Annotated in this window: 19 protein-coding genes and 1 pseudogene; 7 read left to right on the plus strand and 13 right to left on the minus strand. The window is 70.2% G+C overall.

The genetic code is table 11. The features are described 5' to 3' along the window. The first annotated feature begins 197 nt into the window (after nucleotides 1-197). Nucleotides 198-1106, plus strand: a complete 909-nt coding sequence (locus tag G446_RS15340) for a TIGR03089 family protein (RefSeq protein ID WP_051285547.1) — start codon at nucleotides 198-200, stop codon at nucleotides 1104-1106. Between the two features lie 87 nt (nucleotides 1107-1193). On the opposite strand, the gene manA is transcribed toward G446_RS15340, so the two are convergent. Together manA and G446_RS18560 are read right to left on the minus strand one after the other, a co-directional pair. Further along, nucleotides 1194-2384 carry a mannose-6-phosphate isomerase, class I gene (manA, locus tag G446_RS0101715; protein WP_026408830.1) on the minus strand — a complete coding sequence of 397 codons (1191 nt, stop codon included), beginning with the start codon at nucleotides 2382-2384 and terminating at the stop codon, nucleotides 1194-1196. A gap of 86 nt (nucleotides 2385-2470) precedes the next feature. Next, on the minus strand, nucleotides 2471-2668 hold the full coding sequence (locus G446_RS18560; protein ID WP_051285548.1) for a hypothetical protein: 198 nt from the start codon (nucleotides 2666-2668) through the stop codon (nucleotides 2471-2473). 16 nt (nucleotides 2669-2684) lie between these two features. On the opposite strand from G446_RS18560, the gene rfbA reads away from it, so the two are divergent. Then, nucleotides 2685-3557, plus strand: coding sequence for a glucose-1-phosphate thymidylyltransferase RfbA (gene rfbA, locus G446_RS0101725; RefSeq protein WP_026408831.1), 873 nt, complete (start codon nucleotides 2685-2687; stop codon nucleotides 3555-3557). Nucleotides 3558-3597: 40 nt separating this feature from the next. Here the strand turns inward: rfbA and G446_RS0101730 are convergent, their stop codons facing one another. Further along, a complete protein-coding gene (locus G446_RS0101730) occupies nucleotides 3598-4674 on the minus strand; it encodes a pyridoxal-phosphate-dependent aminotransferase family protein (RefSeq protein ID WP_026408832.1) in 1077 nt (358 codons plus the stop codon). Between the two features lie 133 nt (nucleotides 4675-4807). Continuing rightward, the gene (locus G446_RS0101735) at nucleotides 4808-6154 is read right to left on the minus strand and encodes a Gfo/Idh/MocA family protein (RefSeq protein WP_026408833.1); all 1347 of its coding nucleotides are present in this window, start codon (nucleotides 6152-6154) and stop codon (nucleotides 4808-4810) included. Nucleotides 6155-6578: 424 nt separating this feature from the next. On the opposite strand from G446_RS0101735, the gene G446_RS18565 reads away from it, so the two are divergent. Beyond that, nucleotides 6579-7586, plus strand: coding sequence for a glycosyltransferase family 2 protein (locus G446_RS18565; protein WP_051285549.1), 1008 nt, complete (start codon nucleotides 6579-6581; stop codon nucleotides 7584-7586). A gap of 49 nt (nucleotides 7587-7635) precedes the next feature. Here G446_RS18565 and G446_RS0101745 read toward each other — a convergent pair whose 3' ends face one another. From G446_RS0101745 to G446_RS15360, 3 genes and pseudogenes are all read right to left on the minus strand, one after another. Beyond that, entirely contained in the window at nucleotides 7636-8520 is an 885-nt protein-coding gene (locus G446_RS0101745) for a LicD family protein (RefSeq protein ID WP_084778839.1), read from the minus strand. 59 nt (nucleotides 8521-8579) lie between these two features. Further along, nucleotides 8580-9575, minus strand: coding sequence for a DMT family transporter (locus G446_RS15355; RefSeq protein ID WP_051285551.1), 996 nt, complete (start codon nucleotides 9573-9575; stop codon nucleotides 8580-8582). A 98-nt stretch (nucleotides 9576-9673) separates the two neighbouring features. After that, a pseudogene (locus G446_RS15360) lies at nucleotides 9674-10558 on the minus strand (MarR family transcriptional regulator); the annotation flags it as partial. Nucleotides 10559-10923: 365 nt separating this feature from the next. Here G446_RS15360 and G446_RS0101760 point away from each other — a divergent pair. Next, entirely contained in the window at nucleotides 10924-12204 is a 1281-nt protein-coding gene (locus tag G446_RS0101760) for a lipopolysaccharide biosynthesis protein (RefSeq protein ID WP_156916473.1), read from the plus strand. An 86-nt stretch (nucleotides 12205-12290) separates the two neighbouring features. Beyond that, nucleotides 12291-13409 (plus strand): glycosyltransferase family 4 protein, encoded by a 1119-nt coding sequence (locus tag G446_RS0101765; protein ID WP_026408836.1) that lies wholly within the window; start codon nucleotides 12291-12293, stop codon nucleotides 13407-13409. A gap of 19 nt (nucleotides 13410-13428) precedes the next feature. Here the strand turns inward: G446_RS0101765 and G446_RS15365 are convergent, their stop codons facing one another. The 5 genes from G446_RS15365 to G446_RS0101790 all read right to left on the minus strand — a co-directional run bounded on the left by G446_RS15365 (nucleotide 13429) and on the right by G446_RS0101790 (nucleotide 18919). Beyond that, nucleotides 13429-13875 carry a DUF2304 domain-containing protein gene (locus G446_RS15365; RefSeq protein WP_051285554.1) on the minus strand — a complete coding sequence of 149 codons (447 nt, stop codon included), beginning with the start codon at nucleotides 13873-13875 and terminating at the stop codon, nucleotides 13429-13431. Beyond that, complete coding sequence (locus tag G446_RS0101775) at nucleotides 13872-14624, minus strand: glycosyltransferase family 2 protein (RefSeq protein WP_026408837.1); 753 nt, start codon at nucleotides 14622-14624, stop codon at nucleotides 13872-13874. Before G446_RS0101775 ends, G446_RS15365 begins: the two co-directional genes overlap by 4 nt. Before the next feature lie 39 nt (nucleotides 14625-14663). Then, complete coding sequence (locus G446_RS15370; protein ID WP_156916474.1) at nucleotides 14664-16271, minus strand: DUF2142 domain-containing protein; 1608 nt, start codon at nucleotides 16269-16271, stop codon at nucleotides 14664-14666. An 8-nt stretch (nucleotides 16272-16279) separates the two neighbouring features. Then, nucleotides 16280-17716, minus strand: a complete 1437-nt coding sequence (locus G446_RS0101785) for a sugar nucleotide-binding protein (RefSeq protein WP_026408838.1) — start codon at nucleotides 17714-17716, stop codon at nucleotides 16280-16282. Nucleotides 17717-17782: 66 nt separating this feature from the next. Beyond that, nucleotides 17783-18919, minus strand: a complete 1137-nt coding sequence (locus G446_RS0101790) for a glycosyltransferase family 4 protein (protein ID WP_026408839.1) — start codon at nucleotides 18917-18919, stop codon at nucleotides 17783-17785. An 80-nt stretch (nucleotides 18920-18999) separates the two neighbouring features. Between G446_RS0101790 and G446_RS0101795 the strand changes: the two genes are divergently transcribed. Continuing rightward, entirely contained in the window at nucleotides 19000-20151 is a 1152-nt protein-coding gene (locus tag G446_RS0101795; protein ID WP_245574545.1) for a glycosyltransferase family 4 protein, read from the plus strand. Beyond that, complete coding sequence (locus tag G446_RS0101800; RefSeq protein WP_051285556.1) at nucleotides 20148-21173, plus strand: glycosyltransferase family 2 protein; 1026 nt, start codon at nucleotides 20148-20150, stop codon at nucleotides 21171-21173. The genes G446_RS0101795 and G446_RS0101800 overlap by 4 nt, the downstream gene beginning before the upstream one ends. Here G446_RS0101800 and G446_RS0101805 read toward each other — a convergent pair. Next, nucleotides 21164-23704, minus strand: coding sequence for a glycosyltransferase (locus G446_RS0101805; RefSeq protein WP_084778845.1), 2541 nt, complete (start codon nucleotides 23702-23704; stop codon nucleotides 21164-21166). The two genes, G446_RS0101800 and G446_RS0101805, sit on opposite strands and share 10 nt — an antisense overlap. Between the last annotated feature and the right edge of the window lies 1 nt (nucleotide 23705).

Raw genomic sequence — 23705 nt, forward strand, 5'->3', positions numbered from 1 at the left:
AATTACACGGATGTGAGCTTGACGAGTCAAGCGGGGTCACGGAAAGACGTCTTTTCGTGACCAACTGGCAGGATTTAGCCAATCACCGTTACCTTACCGAGTCCTGGGAAGAGCGATGAAGAGGGGTGGGAGAGTGGGGTGAAGCCACCCACAGCAGCGATTGCAAGCGGATCCGGCGGTCCTGCTTCAATGTCTTCATGACCCCGTTCCCCGACTCCGCAGATCCCTCGACCGAGCCCAAGAACACCTCTCGCCACGATGGCATCTTCCATCCCGACAGCACCTTCAATACCTCTCATTCCGACAGTTCCTCCAGCATCTCCCGTTCCGGCGGCATCTCGCGCCCCGAGGGCGACCCGCTGCTCGGCATCCTCCCCACCGCCGCCGACGCCGACCGCCCCTGGCTCGTGTGGTACTCCCCCGACGAGCGCATCGAGCTCACCGGCCACGTGCTGAGCATGTGGGCCGCCAAGACCGCGGGCCTGCTGAGCGCGGAGGCGGGCGGGCGGCCCCGCGTGCACGTGGCCCTGGAGCCGGGGTGGCGGGCCCTGACCTGGTGCCTGGGGACGTGGCTGACCGGCGGGCGGGTCCTCATGGGTCCGGCGGCGCTGCTCGGCGCCGCCGGGACGCACGAGCCCGACGCGAGCGTCGCCGACCGGCCGGAGGCGCTGGCCCCGCGCGCCGGGGTCCAGGTCCTGGTGCCCCGGGCCTCGCTGGCCACGGGCTGGGACGGGGCGCTGCCCCCGCTCGTGCTCGACGGCGTCGCCGACGTCATGCCCCACCCGGACGCGTTCGCGCCCGTGCGCACCGGGGCGGAGCGGACGGCGCTGACGCTCGTGACCGGCGGGGGCGCGGTGGACATCGGGCGCGGCGAACTGGCGGACGCGGCGGTCTCGGCGGCGCCGGACGCCCGGGCCGTCCTCGTGCGCGCCCCCGACGCCGCCGGGGCCGTGCGGGCGGTCCTGGCGGCGTGGGCGGGCAGGGCGACGGCGGTGCTGCTCGACGCCGCGGCGCCGGATTCGCTCGCGCGCACCGCCGCCCGCCAGGAGGGCGCGGTCGCGCTCTCGCCGCAGCCGGTCGCGGCGGCCGCCGGGAACCCTGGCTGACGGCGGCGGGCGCGCCGCCGCCCGGCTCGGGGAGCGCCGGCCGCCGCCGGGGCGGCTCCCGGCTCGAAGCCGGCGCCGGGGCGCGGCTCAGGGCACGTCGGCCTGGGCGAACTCCCCCTCCCCCTCGACGGCGAGGGTGCGCTCGTCGGCCCCCACGAACAGGGCCCGCCCGCGGGTCAGCTCGGCGCTGCCCGCGGGCGTGGTCACCGTCGTCGTCCCCTCCAGGCCCAGGAGGATCCGCGGACCCCGCCCGGGCACGGGCACGCGCCCGTCCTGGGGGACGACGGTGGTCACCAGCAGCTCGAAGTCGTCCACGGGGGCGTAGTAGGCGCGGGTGGCGCGGGACAGGTACTCCGGCGCGGGCCGCACGGGCGGGGCGGCGACGTAGTCGACGCAGGCGAGCATGGCGGGCACGTCGACGTGCTTGGTGGTCAGCCCGGCCCTCAGGACGTTGTCGGAGGAGGCCATGATCTCCACCCCCAGGCCGCTGATGTAGGCGTGGACGGACCCGGCGGGCACGAACAGCGCCTCGCCGCGCCTGAGGGTGACGGGGTTGAGCAGGAGGGCCGCGGCGATCCCCGGGTCGTGGGGGAAGGCCCGCGCCATCTCGACGACGTTGGCGTCGACCCGCCGCGACGGTGAGCGCCCCTCGGCCAGGCGCCGGGAGATCTCGGCGACGAGCTCGGCCATCTCGGAGGCCTCCGGCCGGGTGTCGGCGGAGACGAGCTCGGTGAAGGCCTGCCGGATGCCGAACCGCGTGGGGTTGAGCCGCAGGGTGCGCCGCATGCGCCGGGCCGGCGGGCTGTCCAGCCCCCCGAGGACCTCGGCGGCCCGGCGCGGGGCCCGGAAGCCGGCGACTGCCTCGAAGCGGGTCAGCGCCAGGACCATCTCGGGCTTGTGGTTGGAGTCCTTGAAGCTGCGCACCGGGGAGTCCGGGGCGACGTCCGCGGCGTTCTCCCGCTCGAATCCCCGCACCGCCTGCTCCAGGGAGGGGTGCACCTGGAGGGACAGGGCCCGGTCGGGGGCGATGATCTTGAGGAGGAAGGGCAGCTGGGGGCCGAAGCGGCGCATGATGTCCTCGCCCAGGAACCGGTCGGGGTCGGAGGCGAGCAGCGCGGCCAGCGTGCGCCCGTCCGCCAGGCGGGTGGGCCCGGCGGGGTGGGCGCCGTACCACTGCTCGGCCCACGGGGCGCCGTCGGGCTCCAGGCCCAGCATCTCGGGGATGGCCGTCGTCGAGCCCCAGTCGTAGGACTGCCGTGCGCCGTCGAGTCGTTCCATGGCGAAGCGGTCCTCCGGGGTCGGGTGCGGGGTCGAACATGCGGCAGGGTAGCGCGGATCGGGTCCGCACTCCGCGAAGACCGGTGTCACAGGGAGTCGATCAGCTCCCGGACGACCTGGGAGGCGGTGGTGCGCCGCAGTCGGGCGACCTCGTCGAGCTTGGAGCGCCGAGCGGCGTCGAGGCGGAGGACGAGCGGGCGATCCCGGCCGCCCGCGCCCCGCGGGGCGGGTGGACGCGCGGGGCGGACGCACCGGCTGTGCCATTGGGCCGAAGCGCCGCCCATGCGTCAGACTGTGCCCATGCGAGGCATCATCCTGGCCGGCGGGTCCGGCACGCGACTCAACCCGATCACCCTGGGCACCTCCAAGCAGCTCGTCCCGGTCTACGACAAGCCGATGATCTACTACCCGCTGAGCACGCTCATGCTCGCGGGCATCCAGGACGTGCTGGTCATCACCACCCCGCACGACGCCGAGAGCTTCCACCGGCTGCTGGGCGACGGCTCCCGGCTCGGCGTCGACCTGTCCTACACCGTCCAGGAGGTCCCCAACGGCCTGGCCCAGGCCTTCGTGCTCGGAGCCGACTTCATCGGCGGGCAGAGCGCGGCCCTCGTGCTCGGCGACAACATCTTCTACGGCCCCGGCATGGGCACCCGGCTGCGGCGCCACACCAACCCCGACGGCGGCGTCGTCTACGCCTACCGGGTGGCCAACCCGAGCGACTACGGAGTCGTCGAGTTCGACGAGGACTTCAAGGCCGTGTCCATCGAGGAGAAGCCCGCCCGCCCCAAGTCCGACTACGCGGTGCCGGGCCTGTACTTCTACGACAACGACGTGGTCGGGATCGCGCGCGGCCTCAAGCCCTCGGCGCGCGGGGAGTACGAGATCACCGACATCAACCGCGCCTACCTGGAGGCCGGGCGCCTGACGGTCGAGGTCCTGCCCCGCGGCACGGCCTGGCTGGACACGGGGACCTTCGACTCCCTGGCGAACGCCACGAGCTTCATCCGCACCATCCAGTACCGCCAGGGCCTCAACATCGGCTGCCCCGAGGAGATCGCCTGGCGCATGGGCTTCATCGACGACGACGGCCTGCGCGAGCGCGCCGAGCCCCTGGTCAAGTCCGGCTACGGGCAGTACCTGCTCGACATCCTGGCCCGCGAGCGGCGCTGAGCGGCGGACGGCCGGGCGGAGGGCGGGCGGCCGGCGCGCCTCAGATCAGGTCGCGGGACCTCATGTCGACCAGGGCGTCGATGAGGGTCCGGTTGTCGTCCACCGTGAGGGCCCCGATGTGGCCGACGCGGAGCAGGGTCTGCGCGAGCTCGCCTCCGCTGGGGGTGACCCAGATCCCGTAATCCGTCTTGAGGGTCTCGACGACGTCCTTCGCGCCGGCCGTCGTCGGGTGGAGCGGAGTCACCGCGTTCGACAGGCTCTCGGAGGTGATCTCGAAGGGGAGTCCCGCCAGCCGGCGCCTGAAGTCCCCGGCGAGGAGCCCCGTCCTCGTGATCTCGGCCTCGACACCGCCCCTCTCCTCGATCTCGCGCAGCCTCTGGTTGATCTGGAGGAGGACGCCGACCGCCGGGGTGAAGGGGGTCTGCCCGCGGTCCCCGTTGGCCAGCGCGCTCCTCAGGTCGAGGTACATGCACTTGCTCGGGTGGGCCGCCACGCGCGCCAGGGCCCGCGGGGACAGGGCGATGAGGGAGATCCCCGGCGGGCAGGCCAGCGCCTTCTGCGACCCCGCGATGACGACGTCGATGCCGGCTGCGCCCATGTCCAGCGGGTCGGCGAGGAAGGAACTGATCGCATCGACGACGAGGAGCAGCCCGTTGCGCCTGCAGAAGTCGGAGATCAGGTCGAGGTCGTAGAGCACCCCGGTCGAGGTCTCGTGGATATTGACGACGAAGGCCGTGAATCCCCGCGCACCCTCGAATGGTTTCAAATCGTCGTCGGTCAGCGCCCTGCCGAACTCCGGGGAGATGCGCTCGAAGTCGACGGAATACAACTCGCACAACTCGCAGAAGCGCCTGCCGAAACTGCCGCCGTCGACGACGACGGCCCGGTCGTCCTCGCACAGGACATTCATAATGGAGGCCTCCATCGAGGCCGTTCCGGAGCCCGTGATGAAGACGGCGCGAGAGCCCTCGGGAGCGTGCAGCAGATCGAGGAACATCCGCTCGTTCTCCTTCATCACGGCCGAGAATTCCGGGGTCCGGAAGTATGGGACCTGCTCGCCGCCGATCCTTCTGATGGAGTCGTCGGCCTGGACCGGTCCGACGGTGAAATTGATCATTGTCGCATCCTTATGCAGCAGTTCCATGGGGGACCAGCGCCCTCCGCGCCCCGCGATCGGGGCGGTGACCGGGTCGGTCCGACGCGGACCACCCTACCGACCGCGGGGAGCGGCGGCGTCGGCCCTCGCGGGCTCAGATGGTGTGGACGCCCGCGCCGCCCCTGAAGATCTCGATGATCTCCGCGATCTTCCTGGTGAGCTCCTCGGTGACGATGCTCTCCCGCGCCTCGTTGCGGATCCTGCGGACGAAATCGGCCAGCTCGTCCCGGATGCCGTCGCCCTCGAACTGGTAGAAGTAGCGGCGGTTGTCCCGCGGATCCTCCTTGCGGATCTCGAAGTAGTCCATCTTCCACCACGGCGCCGGGGCGTAGACGTACCCCCTGGTGCCGGCCACGACGAGGTCGCCCTCGGCCTTGACGCCGCCCCCGGCTTTGAGGGTCGCCTCGGCGCGCGGGTACCTCATGATGATCTTCGTGTACTGGTCGACGTGCGAGGCCTCGTCGAACGAGGCGATGAAGGACAGGTCCACCGGGTCGTGGCCGAGGATGTCCAGGGCGGGCAGCAGCACGTACGGCCCCCAGTCCGTCATCGCCCCCGCCCCCTCGCGCCGGTCGCCGGACCAGCTCGGGCGCACGTGCAGGCTCGTGCAGGTCGCCTCGACGCTCTTCACCTCGCCGATGACCCCGCCCTTGAGCAGGAGCTTCATCCGCTGGAAGGCCAGGGAGTACGCGGTCTTCAACGCCTCGGCGAAGACCAGGCCCCGGTCCCGGGCGAGGTCGAGCAGTTCGGCCGCGTCGCCCGCGTCCAACGCGACCGGGGTCTCGCACAGCACGTGGACCCCGTGCTCCAGCGCCTTCTTCGCGACCAGTGAACGTTTGCGCGGCGAGACCACCGCGTACACCGCGTCCACGGCCGGGAGGAGCTCCTCGAGGTCGGCCGCCTCCTCGACCGGGGATTCGCCCCCCCTCCCCGCCGTCCCGGACGGCCCCCGGTCGGCGTCGAGGCACATCGTCACGCGCAGTCCGCCCACGTGGCCGCACTCCTCCAGGAGGCGGTCGAGCGATGTCCCGTCCCCCACGACGCCCAGGCGCAGGTCGTGGCCGCCGCTGCGCAACTCGGTGCTCGAGATCCCCCGGGTCCGCGGCAGGTAGACGACCTTGCAGAACTCCGAGAGGTAGTCGAACCTGCCCGCCCAGTCGTCGCCGATGGCGAAGACGTCGACGCCGTAGCGCCTGATGTCGTCGATCTTCTGCCCCTCGTACTCCTCGATGATCACCTCGTCGGCCAGGCCCGTGGCCTTGACGGCCTCGACCCGCTCATTGAGGGACTGGCGCACGAGGAGCTTGCCCCGCATCTTGTCGAACCCCTCGGTGGTGACGCCCACGATGAGGCGGTCCCCCAGGGCGCGCGCGTTGCGCAGGAGGTTGATGTGTCCGCGGTGCAGGAGATCGTACGTGCCGTACGTGATGACGGTGACCATTATTCTTTCCAATCGGGCGGAGTCGGGATCTTCGTGGCTCAGGGCTCATCCGGATGCGCCCGGCGATCGGCGGCACACCGACGCCGGACCCCTCGGGCCCCTCGATCCACCGCGTGAACGGCCTTGACGCGGTCATGGTACTCGTGCGCCGCCCAAGAGGCTCGCCGCCGCGACCGGACCCCGGCGCCGCCCGCCGCGGGCGTGCGCCCGGAGCGCCGGCGATGTCCAGGCCACTGGATCGCCCCCGCGGAGCCCGCGTTGCACTCCCGGTCAACACGCCGAGAACCCGGGGCACCGGGCAACCGGCCGCAGGCTTTGCCGCCCCCTGGCCGGAGGCCGGGCGCCGTCGTATGCTTCCGGGTGCTGGCTTCCCCCTTCAGCCCTAGGCCGATCAGGGCTCCATTGACGTCAGAGTGAGGCTTCATTGACTTTCATCAGCATTATCATCCCGGTGTACAATGCGGAGGAATTTCTGGACTCCTGCCTGACAAGCATTATCGGACAGACCCACGATGACTGGGAAGTCATCGTCGTGGACGACGGCTCGTCCGACCGGTCTCCCGAGATATGTGACGGGTACGCCGCCCAGGACCCGCGGTTCCGCGTCGTCCACCAGGACAACGCCGGGACGAGTGCGGCGCGCAACGCCGGTATCGCCATCGCCGAGGGCGACTACATCACCTTCATGGACAATGACGACTGGTGGCTGGACTCGACGTGCCTCGCCAAGGTCGTCGCCTCTCTGGTCGAGCGGCCCGTGGACCTGTTGTGGCACATGAGCTGCCGGTCGAACTTCGACGGCACGCAGATTCAGGACACCGAATCGACCGCCCTGGCTCGACGCGTCGCCGAGTTGCCAGTCGGAGATGCGATCCGCCTCATCATCGATAGCGGGATGACGACGAGCGCCGTGTGGACCAAAGTGGTGCGTCGCCGCCTGCTGGCAGAGCATGGCATCGTCTTCCCCACGGGGATGCGCAACGAGGACACGGAGTGGAGCGCCAAGGTCCTGGCCCATTGCGCGTCCGTCGGCTGGTTCGACGAACGCTTCTACGTGTATCGCATGGGGCATCCCTATGCGCAGACCTCGCACAGGCTCGCGCCTTCGTCGGTCATTGATCTGGAGAAGATCCTGCGCGAGAACCTCACTCTGGCAGAAACACTGCCCGGTGATCGTTGCGCCGCGCTCAAGGCATTCTTGGCGTACCCGTTCATCGTCTGGGTCGGTCAGGCGTCCGCGCTGAAACTGCTCAAGGAGCACGACGTCGCGCGACGGGAACTGCTCTCCCAACTGGGCCCGGTCACGGGCTTCAGCCGCGACTCGACCGCCCGCGCGGTGAGTATCGCGTGCCGCGTCCTGGGTGCCCGGAATACTGCGCGTCTGCTGGGGCTGGCCTTCAGGAGGAAGCACCCCCAGCACACAGCCGCCTGAGCGGAAGCGGATCGGATCCGTCGCCGCGGGCCGCGGACGGGCCCCGGCATCAGCTCCGGGGGGCGTGGGGCCCCAGGATCACCGTCGACGCCTCGTGGTTGACCCGCTGGTCCTCCGGCGGCAACTGCATGTAGTCGCCGTAGTGGCGGGTCAGGATGGTGTCGAAGTCCCGGGCGGTCATGACGGTGGTGTCCTCGAAGGGGACGCGCTGGGCGGGGAACAGTTCGTCCAGTGAGGCCGACCAGTGCGCAGGATCCCGGGTCGAGAAGTCCCCCAGTCTCGTCGATCCGCTCCCCTCGTAGCGACGGGCGGCGCGCTCCCAGCGCCTTTCGAGGGTGATCGGCTTGACGCGGGCGGCGCGCAGCCCCCAGTGGATCAGGTGCATGATGGCGCCGGCGAGCTGCTTGACGGGGAAGGGCAGATCGACCTCGGGGGTCGGGGTCCCGTGGAGGAACAGCAGACGCCCCCACAGCCACGTCGACCGGGCCTGGCGGGAGAAGGCGGACGGGTCCTCGGGGATCGGGTCGAGCGGGAAGAGGTCGATGCCGATGGGAATGGGGAATTTTCGGTTCCTGGCCACCTTCGGGGTGAAGGTCGACCCTACCAGCCCCAGGATGCCGAAGGTTTTGGGGTAGTCGGGGTGCGACCGCGAACTGAGGACCTCGAACTCGGGCGGCAGGATCGCCGGCGCCTCGGCGAGGAAGCGCTCGTAGTCCCCACGAGGCATATACACGTCGATGTCGTCGTCCCAGGGGATGAATCCCTTGTGCCTCGCGGCGCCGATCGCGGTCCCGCCGCACACGACGTAGGAGATTCCCAGCTGCTCGCACACGGCGTCCAGCTCCCGGAGAATCATGAGGAGCGCCGCGTGGATCTTATTCAGCAGCTCGGGGTCGGTCGTGTCCTGAGGATCTTTTTGTTGCGAGTCACTCATGGCGGTCCTTCGCACGGAGGCGTACCTATCGCGGGCATACTACTCGTAGTCGAGGCGGGTCATGCTGCGGTTACGCCGCCGTCGCCGTCAGGACTGGCGCCGAGCCCGCCGTCAACGCCGGCCCGCCTCCGACCGCGCAGTGGTCGCAGGTCCTCCCAGCGGGGGGTCGCCGCGAGCACCGTGCCCGTGAGGATGACGACGCAGCACCCCACCTGGAGCGGGCTCGGCGCGGTGCGCAGCAGGATCAGGGCGAAGACGACGGCCCAAGCGGAGTAGGAGATGTTGAGCGCCATGCCCCGGGAGGCCCCGATGGTGCCGATCGCCTTGTAGTAGAACAGGTAGGAGGCGGTCCCGGCCAGGGCGGCCAGGGCGATGACGCCGGTGGCGGGGGTCGGCACGGCCCGGGCGGCGAAGCCGAGGGCCCCCGAGACCGGTGCGACGACGACGAGGTAGGTCAGTCCCGACGTGGTCTGCCGGATGTGCAGGGCGGTCTCGTTGTCCACCTTGTCGTCCCTCATGCCCCAGGCCAGGACGACGGCCTCCGAGCCCCAGCCGAAGACGCAGCCGAGCGCCGCGAGCACGCCCACGAGCGCGGAGCCGCGCGTCTGCTCGGCGGAGGAGGACCAGCCGATGAGCACAATGGCGCTCAGGGCGACCAGGAGGGCGGCGATCTGGCGGGGCCGCATCCGCTCGCCCAGCAGGAGGAGGGCCAGCAGGGTCCCCACGGCGGGGTAGAAGGTGGAGATGATCGCGGTGTACCCGGGGCCGATGTTATTGATGGCGATGAGGTAGCCGGTCATGCCGACCGGTCCGCCGAGCAGGGCCCCGACCACGACGGCCAGGCCCGAGCGCGTCCTGATCGCGGCCAGGGTGTCGCCCAGGCGCCCCCGCACCGTCATGTACACCAGGAGGATGAGGGCGCAGACGGCGTCGTGGAGCGCGGCACTGGCCAGGGAGGCCTGTCCCGCGCCGAGGAAGGGCGCCAGTGCCAGGGCCATGCCGAGCACAACCGTGTCCAGGCCCCACAGGGCTCCGGAGAAGATGCCGTACCTCATGCCCGGGCCCCCTTCGCGGTCGCGCGGGCGGCCGACTCGTACTCGGCCAGCAGACGATCGACGTGGTCCGCGGCGTGGCGGTAGTAGATGAACAGCCACTCGCCGACGAGCTCCAGGGAGGCGGTCTCGGCCCGCCGGTCGATGATCTTGTCGGTGCCGATGCCCGGATGCCGGTAGACGTACTCCCGGTCGTCGACGGCGAAGTGGCAGAACGGGTTGGTGATGCCCTGCTTGAGGGGGTAGAAGTCGTGGATCTGAGACTTGGCGCAGCCCAGGGCCGAGGAGATGATGCCGATCACCTTCGAGTCGACGTTCTCCATGAGCATCGGGTCGAAGCCCCTGATCTCGTCGACGGAGTCGAACTCGTTGATCACCCCCGCCGGGTAGCGCCGGATGACCATGTCGAGCTCCTTGACGTGGTCGAGGTAGATCGACTCCCGCAGCAGGGGGGCGGTGCGGGGCAGGTCGTAGACCTCCTCCGGGATCCGGGTGAAGGCGGCGGAGAAGGCCCGGTCGAAGTAGGCGTGGCCGAGCATGATCCAGGCGTCGCGCCCTCCGATGGTCGCGCCGAACTGCTCGGCCAGGTGGAAGAAGTACTCCTTCTTGCAGCCCACCACCACGGCGACGTCAGTGATGCCCGCCTCGTGGAGCTGGCGGATCTGGCACTCGATGAGGGTCTCACCGCGCACGCGCAGGGTCCCCTTGGGGTGCTCGTAGGAGATGGGGGCGAAGCGCTCGGACAGGCTCGCAACCATGATGACGGCGTTGTTCACGCGGTACGGCTCCGTCGCCTCCAGGCCGGCGTCCGTGATGCGCCGCCGGCCGACGACGCAGCCGCGGGCCTCGAGCTCGCGCACGGCGGCGTTGACGCTTCCCAGGGACATGCCCGTGGCCTCGTGGAGCCGGCACTGGGTGAGGGGCTCGTCGGCGCGCGCGAGCGCGTGGAGGACGTCGAACTGGGACTGGGTGAGAGAAGTGGGCATCGGTCCACCATTCGTTCGTCGAGGTCGAAGTGCCGGCGTGCGTTCGAATGTAGCCGGTGGCCGGGAGGCGCGAGCGCCGAGGAGGTGTCGTCTTCCTCTCGGCGCTCGCCCCAGGGTGTCGGCGAGGCCGGAGGCGGATTGTCCGATGTCCGGTGTTCTCGGGGTGCCGGCGTGGCGGGGCGCGGCCGATCCGCGGGATGGACGCTGGGCGTGGCGCGCCCCGGGACGTTCCTCGAGAACTGGCGCGACAGGCCGGTCGTGATGGATGATGGCGCCGGCCCCGGGGCGGGGCTCGACTCTCAACACCACCCGTCGTCCCCGCAGTACCGTCGGCGCCCACCAGGCCCTACCCAGTCAGGTTTTTGATGACTCCACCAGATCCCTCAGTCGGGTCTTCCGATCAGCCCGAGCAGCTCCCGCTGCGGACCAACATCATCTGGAGCTCGACGGGCTCCTTGACCAAGACGATGTGCAACTGGCTCATCACCATCGCCGCGGTCCGCCTCTCGTCGGGTTTCGACACCGCCGGCGTTCTCGCGCTCGCCATGTCCATCTCCAACCTCGTCGTCCCGATCGCCGAGTACCGCCTGCGCACCGTGCAGGTCACCGACGTCCGAGGAGAGCACACCGCGCGGCAGTATCTCGGCATGAGGGTCCTGTCCTCCGCGGCGGCGATGATCATCGGCGCGGTCTACACGCTCGTCACCAGCAAGCTGAGCCTGTTCCTCGTCATCACCGTCTACTGCGCCTCGCAGGTCATCGCCACCTTCCTCGAGGGGTTCCACGCGACGGAGCAGAGGCACATGCGGATGGACTACATCGGCATCTCCTACCTCCTCCAGGGCGGTGGCGGGCTCATCGCCTTCATCGTCGGCATCTCTCTTCTCGACTCGCTCCTGGCAGCGGTCAGCCTGCTCACGCTCATCACCCTCGTGATCGCCGTCGCCTACGACATCCCCCGCGCGCGGCGGTTCGGCAGCATCCGCCCGGTGATCGACTGGAGGGACGCGGGACTGACCTTCGCCAGGCTCTTCCCCCTCGCCATGGTCACCGCCGCGCTCAGCGTCGTGACCCTGGTGCCCCGCCAATACCTCGACACGCATCTCGGCTCCAAGGCCCTCGGGATCTACGCCTCGGTCGCCGTCCCCGCCGTCATCATCCAGGCGAGCGCCGCGTACATCTACACGCCGATCCTCGGCCGCCTCATCGAGCTTCTGACCACCCGGAAGCGCAAGGCCCTCACGCTGCTCGCACGGATCCTGGCCCTGTTCATCGGCGTCGGCGCTCTCGCCGCCATCGCCTTCCGGATCGCCGGCGAGTGGTTCCTCACGCTGCTCTTCGGGGCTCAGATCGCCCCGTACACCTACCTCATCCAGCCGGCTCTCGTCCTGTCGCTGATCACCGCGTTCGTCTGGTTCGCCAACGACATCCTGCTCGGACTGCGCGACTACCTCGGCTGCTTCCTGGGCGGGGTCGTCGCCGCCGGGGTCACGGTGCTGATCACCGGGCCGTTCACCCGGATCTTCGGCCTGAACGCTCCGAGCGCCGTGGGCATCGCCGCGAGCGCGTCCGCGCTGGCGCTCATGGGCTGGTTCTTCGCCCGCGATTACTCGCGCCTGCGCCCCGTGGTGGCTGCCGTAGACTGAGGCGCCCGCGGGCCCAGGGCCGAGCCGTCCCGCCGACCAGTCTCCTCCCCGGGGTGAAGACCCGCCGCTACCAGGAAGGCACTCCCGTGAAGATCGCCATGATCGTCAACAGCTACCCGCCCCGGCTCGGCGGGCTCGAGTCCCACATCCGCAATCTCGCCCACGGCCTGGCGGAGCAGGGGCACCGGGTCTGGGTCCTGACCATCTCCGACTCCCCCGGCCGGCGCACCGACGACGGCGTCCGCGTCCTCACGGGGCGCTCCCACCTGCCCGTCGCGGAGGTCATCAGCTTCCCCTCACCGGGGGCCCGCCGCGGCATCACCCGCTTCCTGCGCGCCCACGACATCGACGTGGTCTCGACCCACACGCGGTTCTTCCCCATGAGCCTCATCGGCCTGCGGGCCGCCCACGCGGCGGGAACGCCCGTGATCCACACCGAGCACGGCAGCGGGTTCGTGGCCACGCCCTCGCCCGTCATCGCCCTGGGATCGCGCGTCGTCGACCTCACCGCCGGACGCTACGTCCTGCGCCGCGCCGAGAGGGTCCTGGCCGTGTCCCCGCAGGCCGCCGCCTTCGTCAAGCGGCTGGGCGGCGTGGACGCCGACGTCTTCTACAACGCCATCGCCCCGTCGGCGTATGCGGACCGGGCCCCGCAGCGCCCCGGCCGCCTCGTGTTCGTGGGGCGGACGGTCGCGGGCAAGGGCTGGGACGTCTTCCTCGACGCGGTGGCCGCCCTGCGCAGCCGGGGGACGGATGTGGACGGCGAGCTCCTGGGGGATGGCGCCGAACTCGATAAGGCCCGCCGCCGCGCGGACGAGCTCGGTCTCGACGGGGTGGTCGCCGTGCGCGGGCGGGTCAGTCCGGACGAGGTCCGCCGGGCCCTGCGGGGGGCGACCCTGGTCAACCCCACCGTCTTGTCGGAGGGATTCCAGACGACGCTGCTGGAGGCGATCGCCGAGTCCGGACGCGTGGTCACCTTCGAGGTTCCCGGCGCCCGCCTGCTGCGCGACTCCGGTGCGCCCGTGCGCATCTGCCCCGACCGCACCGCCGAGTCCCTCATCGACACGCTCTCGGACGCGCTCTCCGCCCCGGATCCCCTGGCCCCGCCCGAACTCATCACCGGGTGGACCTGGCCCGTGCGCGCCCGGGAGTACAGCCGGATCGTCGAGGAGGTCGTCGAGGCGCACCAGAGGGCGCGAGCCTGAGGCGCGCCCCGTCCGGGATTCACCGACCGCCGTCGTTCCCGGTGTCCTCGCCATCCTCCTTACTCGCGTCCTCCTCACCGGCCCCGGGACTCCCGGGATCGGACGACGGCGATCCGCCCGCCCGCGCCTGCAGCGCCTCGACCTCGGCCCGTAGGATCGCGATCTCCTCCGTGAGCCTGCGCCGGTCCTCCGACGACTGGGACAGATCCACGCTGAAGCGCAGGGACAGCAGCAGCAGCGCGATCCCGGCGACGAAGAAGGCCAGGTTGAGGGGCACCTGGACCCCCAGCGCCGTCGAGACCGCCTTGAGCGCGCGGGGGAAGATGGAACCCAGGATGGAGCCGACGGCGATGACGATCCACCACGTCGCGTAGTGCTCCTTCATCCCGGAGTTGCGCATGCGCAGGAAGATCGCCACCAGCACGACGCCGGCGAACAGGACTCCGAGCCAGTACGTGGAGGTCATGAGTCCGCCTTCTGCGGCGCCGAGATGTCTTTCCGCCCCGGGCGGGTGGCCGCGATCCCGAGCGCGAGGAAGGCGCGCAGCAGGAACCTCGCCGCCTTGAGGGGGTTGTGGGAGGGCGCGCCGCCGGCGCGGGGCCTCATCTCCACGGCGGCCTGCCGCACGACCAGGCCATTGCGGCTGGCGATGACGAGCGCCTCGATCGTGTCGCCCAGGTACTCGGCCGGGTACTCCCGGGAGAACAGGCGGATCGCCCGGCGGCCGCACAGCTTGAACCCGGAGGTCGTATCCGTCAGGGTGGTCCGGCAGATCCGGGACAGGATGAGGGAGAGCACCTTCATGGCCCACTGCCGGGGGCCGTGCACCTCGTAGTCCCCCTTGCCCGCGAAGCGCGCCCCGATGACCAGGTCCGCCCCGGTCTCGCGCGCCCGGGCGCGCAGGTCCTTGATCTCGCGCGGATCGTGCTGCCCGTCCGCGTCGAGCTGGACCACCCAGTCGTAGCCGCGGCGCTGGGCGTAGAGATAGCCCGCCCGCATGGCCCCGCCGACGCCGAGGTTGAGGGGCAGGTCCAGCACCATGACCCCGGCGCGTCTGGCGATCTGCGCGGTCGAGTCGGTGGACCCGTCGGAGACGACCAGGACGTCGGCGCCCCCGCCCAGGACCTCACCGACCTCGTGGAGCACCGCCTCCAGGACCGCCTCCTCGTTCCACGCGGGGATGACGATGAGCATGGCGTCCGATCGCTCCGGCATCGGGCTCCCTTCTGTGAGCGCGGAATATTGGAGGCCGGGTCAATTCGAGACCGCGACCCCGATGGTAGAATCTGTCTCCCGATGCGCCTTCGGAGGAACAACGGGATTACGGATGGCATTGCCCGGCCCGTCCGTCCGGCGGCGGGCGAGACACATTGTCGTAGAAACCGCGCCGAGGTAGGCCAGCACTCCCACCAGCCAAACCCCCATCGGACTGATGGGGATGCTCCACCACCACGTCACGCGCGCATTGAGGCTGAAAATCCGGTCGCCGGGATCAGCCCCGATCGCACTGACATAACGTTGAATCAACGTGTGCAGCGCAATGGCGTGGACCGTTGTGGACAGAAGGACGAACAGCACCGTCTGCCCCCGGGAGAGCAGGGTGCGGCGATCGTCGATGACCAACCAGACCAGAAAGGTCACGGCCAGCAGCGGGAGTACGTAACGGGACTGGTACTCCCATACGCGGAAGGATCCCGTCATGCCGATGACCACTGGAATACCCGCCATTGCGCCGAGCATGATCGTCATCGACGCCGCCCGTCGCCAGCTCATCGCACGCGCACCGGCGAAGACGGCGGCGCCGGCCAGCCCCACGGCGAGCACCGCAGCGGGTCCGTCGAGCGGGATGTCGAGCCAGCCCATCCCCCGTCCCCGCCCCTGTCCGTAGAAGCCTGCGAAGTAGCCGGGAATCTCCATGAGATTGCGGTACAGCCGTGTGCGCCACGGAATACCTTCATCCGGCGCCCCGCCCAATGCGGAAGTCTGCCCGAGACCCGACATGTTGATGATTCCCACGACGCTCGCAGCGGCGGCGACAACCGCATGGGGAATCAATCCACGACGCCATCGGACTCCTGCGAGCACCGCGAGAGAGACGACGAACACATAGAAACTGGAATCCGCCCGCGAAGCGAAGGCGAGCACGGCGCCGAGCAGTCCGAGGCCGAGAAGAACCCACTGCCGCCCGCCCTCGGACCGAACCGAGGCGTACAATCCCAGAGCATAGGCGAATACGCCTGTTATCGCCCACGAACTGGGATTGTTGGAGGCTACGAAGTAGATCCCCATCGGAATCCAGGACGCCAGCAGCGCCATAGCGACCCCTTCTCGCAGGCGCACCGGCATAAAATAAGCGATAGCCCCCAGAAGCGCTACTGCGATGAGCACATTGACGCCGCGCATGATGAGCACCGACCGCTCCACGTCGTGCCCCACCAGAAGGTGGTGGAACCGATAGTATCCGGTAGGATAATTGCCGTCATCGTAACGCCTCGAGTACGAACTCCTATCGTCTGACAGGGAAAGTCTGCAGGCCGCGGAGCGATCAAATACAAAGGCATAGCACACGGGGCGACCGACGGCTTCCGGAACCATGACCTCGGTCACGCCGTCGACGACGCGCGTCTGACACCCCGAGGAGGCCACGGGCCGGGGGCACCAGATGCTCCCGAGGTGGTAGTCGTCATCCGGAGAGCCGGCGACGGGTGAGGACACCACCCAAGCCGCTCCGACGATCAGCACCGCAAAGACCAGCACGACGCAGGCCGCTCGCCCCCGATGGAAGCGCCTGACTCGACCGATCCAACGGCTGCGTCCCGTCTGCGCCACCGTACTACTGGTGGAGCGCCCATTCATGTCCATCGACGTTCTCACAGGATCGTGGGAACGTAGGCATCCAGTCGCTCCATGGAGTCACCGGGAACGAAACCGGCGGACTCGATCTTGCTCAGGTCCAGGGCGCTGCTGAGCGGGCGCGGGGCGATGCCCTCCTGTCCGGCGTAGTACTCCTCGGTGGTGACCGGCGTCACCTCGTCCGGGCTGTGCCCCACGAGCTCGTAGACGCGCTTGGCGACGTCGCACCAGGAGACCACCGGACCCTCGCCCGAGAGGTTGTAGGTGCCGAACTCGGCCCGCGTCGTCAGCAGGTGGATGATCCCGGCGGCCAGGTCCGCGGTGAAGGTCAGGCGCCCCGTCTGGTCCGCCACGACCTTCGGGGCGACGCCGCGCCCGGCCAGCGAGGCCATGGTCCGCGCGAAGTTCCTGCCGTCGCCCACGACCCAGCTGGTGCGCACCAGGTAGTGCCTCGGGGCCGCCTGGACGGCCGCGTCCCCGCCGGCCTTGGACTGCCCGTAGACGCCCAGCGGGCTCGGCGGCTCATCCTCGGTGTGGACCGGGACGGTCCCGTCGAAGGTGTACTCGCTGGAGATGTGGACGAGTGTCAGACCGCGCGCGGCGCACTCGCGGGCGAGATTCGCCGGCCCGGTGGCGTTGGCCCTCCAGCTCTGGCGCCGCCCGTCGGGAGTTTCGGCGCCGTCGACATTCGTCCAGGCCGCGGCGTTGATGACGACGTCGTAGGCGGACCAGTCCACCTCCGCCATCTGCGCGGCGTCGGAGATGTCGAATTCGGGCAGGTCCACGCCGGTGGCCGTGAAACCGGCCCGCGGCAGCTGCGCCATGAGCTCGCGGCCGAGCTGGCCGAGCGCGCCCGTGACCAGGACGCGCCGGCCGGGCGCGTCGGCCGCGGGGAAGGGGGTGACCTGCGCCATGCGGGGGTGGGCCCGGTCCTTGTCGGACAGGATCGCCCGCTCCAGGGGGATGGGCCACGGCACCGCGGCGGTCTCGTCGGCGAGGTTGAGGGAGGTGTACCGGGCCGACGGCGACCAGTGGTCGTTGACCAGGTAGGTGTAGGCCGTGTTCGGCTCGAGGGTCTGGTAGGCGTTGCCCACGCCCCTGGGCACGTAGACGGCCACGGAGGGGTCGATCTCGGTGGTGTAGACGGTGCCGAAGCTCGGCCCCTCGCGCAGGTCCACCCATGCGCCGAAGACCCGCCCCGTGGCCACGGAGACGAACTTGTCCCAGGGCTCGGCGTGGATGCCCCGGGTCACCCCGGGCTCGTCGTTGAAGGAGATGTTGTTCTGAACCGGGCCGAAGTCCGGCAGACCCAGCGCGACCATCTTCTCGCGCTGCCAGTTCTCCTTGAACCAGCCGCGGTTGTCACCGTGGACGGTCAAATCGATGCGCAGGAAGCCGGGGATCGGCGTGGTCTCGACGCTCAGGGACTTGGACGTCTCGGTGCTCGCAGTCATAGTCTCCATCCGGTTCATTACAAGCGACTGATATCCGTGCGCCGGTGCAGGACCGGCCTTGATACTCTACCGGCGACTGCGTGCGACCGCCGACTTATAGGCCTCGACGTGGGAGCGGGCGGAGGCGGCCCAGGTGAACCGCTCGCCCAGCGCCCGCTCCTGGGCGGCGGCGCCGAGGGCGGCGCGCCGCTGCGGGTGGGCGTCGAGCTCGACGAGGGCGCGGGCGATGGCCGGGGCGTCCAGGTCGCAGTAGGCCACGGCGTCCCCGCCGACCTCGGGCAGGCTCGTCTCGCGCGTGGTGAGCACCGCGGCCCCGCAGGCCATGGCCTCCAGGACGGGCAGGCCGAAGCCCTCGGCGATGGAGGGGTAGGCGAGGATCTCGCAGCCGGACAGGAAGCCGGGCAGGTCCTCCAGCGGCAGGTAGCCGGGCCGCAGGACGGTCATTCGGTCCGGGACCTCGGCAAGGGCCGGTTCGATCCCCTCGTCCCAGCCCTTGCCGCCGGCCAGGACGAGGGCGGGGGCGTCGGGGTCGTCGTGGAAGGCCCGCACCCAGGCGCGGATGAGGTTGGGCACGTTCTTGCGGGGCTCGAGCGTGCCCAGGAAGCCGATGTAGCGGCGCCCCGCGAGTCCCAGCGAGGCGGCCACGCGCTCTCGCTCGGCGTCGTCGACGGGGTGGAAGACGCTCGTGTCCACCCCGTGGTGGGCGATGTGGAAGCGGGCGGGGTCGCCGTCGACGAAGCGCAGGGTCTCGTCGCGGGTCGCCGCGGAGGGCACGACGAGGGCGTCGGCGCGCCGCACGGCCCGCCTGATCGCGGCGGTGAAGAACCTCCGCTTCAGGCGCGAGTGGGCCCCGGGGTGGGTGAAGAAGGTGGCGTCGTGGAGGGTGACGACGACGGGCACGCGGTGCAGGGCGGGGAAGGTGTAGTGCGGGCTGTGCAGCAGGTCGGGGCGGATGCGGCCGATGAGGGCGGGCAGGCCGGTCTGCTCCCAGGCCATGCGGGCGCCGCGGTTCGTCAGCAGCCCGGGCACGGGGAAGAGGTGGGCCCGCGGCGCCTTGGCGCGGAAGTGGGCGGCGTCGCGCTCCTGGACCGCCAGGGCCAGGTTGACGCCCGCGTTGATGAGTTCGGGGACGAGGTCGTCGACGTATCGGCCCACCCCTCCCAGGTCGGCGGGGATGGCGGTGGCGTCGAGCAGGACCTTCATGGGGGCAGGGTACCGGTATCGCGGGGCGGCGGGGGATTCTCCCCGCGCCGGCGCCGCGGGCGGGCCCGTAGGCTGGGCCCATGGAGTGCACAACAGGCGCGGCGGCGCCCGACCGGGGGCCGCGCGTGGCCATGGTGGTGGAGCAGTTGTGGCAGAGCGTGCCCGGCGGCTCGGGGACCTACATCGTCGAACTCGCCCGCGCCCTGAGGGGGCGCGGCGTCCGGCTGGCGGGCCTGGCGGCCCGGCACGGCGCCTCCCCCTCCCCCGCCGAGCTGGGCCTGGCGGACGTGCCCGTCCGCTTCGCCCACCTGCCCCGCCCCGCCCTGTACGAGTCCTGGAACCGGCTGGGCCTGCCCCGCGCGGAGTCGACGCTGCCGGGGGCCGAGGTCGTCCACGCGACCACCTGGGCGATCCCGGGCACGCGCCTGCCGCTGGTCGTCACGGTCCACGACGTCGCCTTCCTGCGCTCCCCCGAGCACTTCACCCGCCGCGGCAACGCCTACTTCGCCACCGCCCTGGAGCGCACCCGCAGGGAGGCCGACGCCGTCGTCGTGCCCTCGACGGCCACCGCCGACGACTGCGTCGCCGCCGGCCTGGACGCCGGGCGCATCCGCGTCATCCCCCACGGGGTGCGCGCCCGCGCCGTCACCGGCGCCGAGGTCGCCGCCCTCCGCGCCGCCCACGGCCTGGAGCGCGAGTACGTCCTGTGGACCGGCACGCGCGAGCCCCGCAAGAACCTGCCCGTCCTCCTGCGCGCCTTCGCCCTCCTGGCGAAGATCCGCCCGGATCTCGATCTCGTGCTGGTCGGCCCCGCCGGCTGGGGCGACGACGCCGAGGAGCGGACCCTGACGGCCGAACTGTCCGGGCGCGTCCACGTCCTGGGGCGCCTGCCCGACGAGGAGCTGGCCGCCGCCTACACGGGGGCGCGCGTCTTCGCCTTCCCCTCGATCTGGGAGGGCTTCGGCCTGCCGGTCCTGGAGGCCATGGCCTACGGCGCGCCGGTGGTCACCAGTCGCGGCACGTGCATGGAGGAGGTGTGCGGGCCGGCCGGGCTCCTGGCGGACCCCTCCAGCCCCGAGGAGATCGCGGCGCAGCTCGCCGCGGCCGCCGGTCGCGCCCACGACGACCTCGTGGCGGCCGGCCGGGTGCGGGCCCGGGCCTTCACCTGGGAGGCCTGCGCCGCGGCCCACGCCGAGGTCTACGCCTCGCTGGCGGACGGGGCCGCCCGGTGAGCTGCGCCGGTCCCCGCGCGCCCGCCCCCGGCGGCGCCGACTCCCGTCCGACCATCCGCGTCGTCGTCGTCAACTGGCGCCGGCCGGATCTGACCATCCGGGCCTGCGAGTCCATCCGCCCCCAGCTGCGGGGCGGCGACCGGCTCGTCGCGGTCGACAACGCCTCGGCGGACGGCTCCGCCGCGGCCCTGCGCCGGGCGGGGCTGGATGTGGTCGAGACGGAGCGGAACCTGGGCTTCGGCGCGGGGGTCAACGCCGGCGCGGCGGGCCTGGGCGAGGACGTCCTGGTCCTGCTCAACAACGACGCCGTCGCCGCCCCCGGCTTCCTCGACGCCCTGACCGCCCCGCTGGGGACCGGCGGGGACCCGTCCCTGGCGGCGACGACGGCGCTCATCCTCCTGGCGGGCCGCTGGCGCCCCGCCCGCAACGGGGAGACATTCCTCACGGGTCTGGACGGGAGCCGGTGGACGCGGGTTCCCGCCGACGCCGAGGCGCGCGGCGAGGGGGAGGTGCTCGTCAACTCCACCGGCAACCTCGTGGACCCCTCCGGCAACGGCTACGACCGCGACTGGCTGGTCCGGGCGGACCGGCTCGACTCCCCGGCCGAGGTCTTCGGCCTGTGCGGGGGCGCCTGCGCGATCCGCCGCGGCGTGTGGGAGGAGCTGGGGGGCCTGCGCGAGGACCTGTTCATGTACTACGAGGACACGGACTTCTCCTGGCGGATCCGGGAGTCGGGACGCCGGGTGGAGTTCGTGGCCGGCGCCGTCGCCCGTCACGAGCACGCCGCCTCCTCCGGGGCCGACTCCCCCATGTTCGTGCGCGTCAACACCCGCAACCGGATCCTCGTGGCGGCCGAGCACGCGCCGTGGCCGGTCCTTCTCCGGGCCCTGGCGCGCACGACGGCGCGGGCGGCCCGGCACGGCCTGCGCGGCCCGGTGGCCCGGGGGCTGCGTCAGGCGCTCAGCAGGTTCCCCGCCGAACTCGCCCGGCGACGACGCCGACCGAAATTTTATCAGCGCTGAAGACCCATCTGCCGCCTGATGCGCCCCTGGACGCGTCTGACGACCTCTTTGGGCCCGCCCGCCTTCATATAATCGACCGCCAGCTTGAGATCGCCCTTGATGGAAGGCTTACGAGGCGGAAAGGCGTGAGCGCGAAGGCCGGAACCCGCCGGCGTCTTGCCGGTCAGGACAAGGTCCCGAGCACGGTGCGGGTCGGCGCAGAACCTGACGAGGGGCTCCAGGACGGTGGCCCACCGGAACTGCTCGGCGTACCGAGCCACGCGCTCGCGCGCACTGGCCGCCGCCTCCTCGTCGTAGAGCATCTCCTCCAGCGCCGACTCCAGGGCGTCCACGTCCTGCGGCGGAACGCCGCGTCCCAGCCCCTCGGCGTCGAGCACGTTGCCGAAGGAGTCGCCCGTCGTGGCGACGATCGGCAGACCCGTCCACAGGTAATCGAGGATGCGGGTGCGGAAGGAGAAGGCGGTCTCGACGTGCTCGAAGTGAGTCGATACGCCGACGTCGGCGTCCATGAGGACGTCAGCGCGTTCGTTGTAGGGCACCCAGTCGGAATTGAAGAAGATGTATCTGCCCGCCAGCCCCATCTTCTGAGCAAGCCGTTTGGTCTCCCAGGCCATTTTCATGTCGGGCACTCCGGGATTGGGGTGCTTCATGCCCATGAAGTACAGGCGGACATCCGGATGGCGCTGTGCGAGCCTGCCGACGGCCCTCACGAGGGTGAGCGGATCGAACCAGTTGTAGACCCCGCCGCCCCAGATGATGATCTTATCGTCCATGCCGATTCCGGGCACGGCGCCACGGATACCATGTCTCCTCTGCACGGGCGCCTCATCCTGGATCCCGAAGGGGACAACAGAGACCAGGGAGTCGAGGTCCTCATTGGGAGCCACGGTGAGGGGGTTGATCCGGTTGACGCTCGCAAGTTGCCCGAGCCAGAAGAGCCTCTGCTTCTCGGAGGCGCACAAGAAATAATCGGCCCGCATCAACTGCTTGTTCAGGACGTCGGTCACGGAGAAGATGGCCTCGCGACGACCGACGGTTCCAAGGTCCTTGGCCTGCTCCAGCTGCTCCAGGTGCATCGGATCGTAGATATCGGCGACGATGATCTTATCCGAGTCGATGAGCCATGGCGCCCCCTCGAGGAGGAAGCCCTGGAACACAATGACATCCGCCCAGTCAGTATGAGCGCGCAGATGATCGCCCTGGGCGTAGTGGATCTCGAAGCGAGGGTCCTCCACATCCTTCACGCCGGTCGTCGAGAGCAACCGCACCGGATGGGACTGGGAGAGGGCCGCCGCCATCTCCCATGCGCGGATGGCGGGGCCGGCAAGCTTGCTGGACAGCGGCTCCCCCGTGACAACCAGGACGTGGGGGGAGGAGATGAAGAGCCGGTCAATCCCGAAGGAGTCGACCAGGACCTCGTGACCCTTGAGGTAGTGCTCGACGGGGTAGGCGGGCTCGATGGCGTGGCGGAAGAGCGGGAACAGATCCTTGTCGCTCACGGCACGAGCCCGCTGGAGCTGTGCACGGGTCACCGCGAGGGAGTCGAGCTGCTCGTTGAGGTAGTCGACGGCGTAGACGCCGGTCAGACCCATCTTCGGCACGGAGACCTCGGCGTCGTCCGGCAGCGTCGTCGTGTCGACGTCCGCGCGGGCCGTTCCTCGTCGCACGGCCAGGGAGATGGCTGCGGGCAGGGCGACGCGCAGCGTCTCGTCCTCGTAGTTCTTATACAGGGAGAGCAGCGCGTTGCGCTCCAGGAGATAGGACTCGCGATAGTTGCCGAATTTCTTCATCGTCACATGGTGACGGTGATAAGCCACGGAGCCGGGCACATAACGGACCCTGCGTCCCAGCAGATTGATCCTCCACCCCAGATCCACGTCTTCGTAGAACATGAAGAACCGCTCGTCGAATCCGCCGATCTCCCGGAAATAGGCGGCGGGCACGAACATGGCGGCACCGGTTCCGAACAGAACGTCCTTGGGCGTCTCATAAGAGCCGTCATCGATCCATTCCGCCTCGCGCTTGTAACCCATGCCGTACCAGGTGAGCGAGCCGTCGACGTAATCCACGAGCTTTCCATCCCAGTCGAGCACCTTGGAGGCCACTGCGCCGATGGTGGGATCGGCCTCCATCGCGTCGACCGCTGCTTTCACCCAGCCCCGCGCGGGACGAGCATCGTTATTGATGAAGGCGACATACTGTCCGGTCGCATTCTCAACGCCGAAGTTGCACCCGCCGGCGAAGCCGAGGTTACTGCCCGAGGGCAGGACGCGTACGCGGGGGCAGGCCTGGGCGATGGTCTCAGCGGACCCGTCCTGGGAGTCGTTCTCGACGACGATGAGCTCAAGACGGTCCTGGGGCCAGTCGATGTTGTCGAAGTATCTCAGACAGGCGATGGTGTCCTCGGCGCCCTTGTAGTTGACGAGAATGACGGAGACGACGCCGTCGCGGATCTCATGCTCGCGCTGGAGCAGATGGGCTCTGGACGGATCCGGATTGAGGGCCTGCGGAATGCAATTCTCGATCGGCATT

The organism is Actinomyces dentalis DSM 19115 (assembly GCF_000429225.1).
Lineage (GTDB): Bacteria > Actinomycetota > Actinomycetes > Actinomycetales > Actinomycetaceae > Actinomyces > Actinomyces dentalis.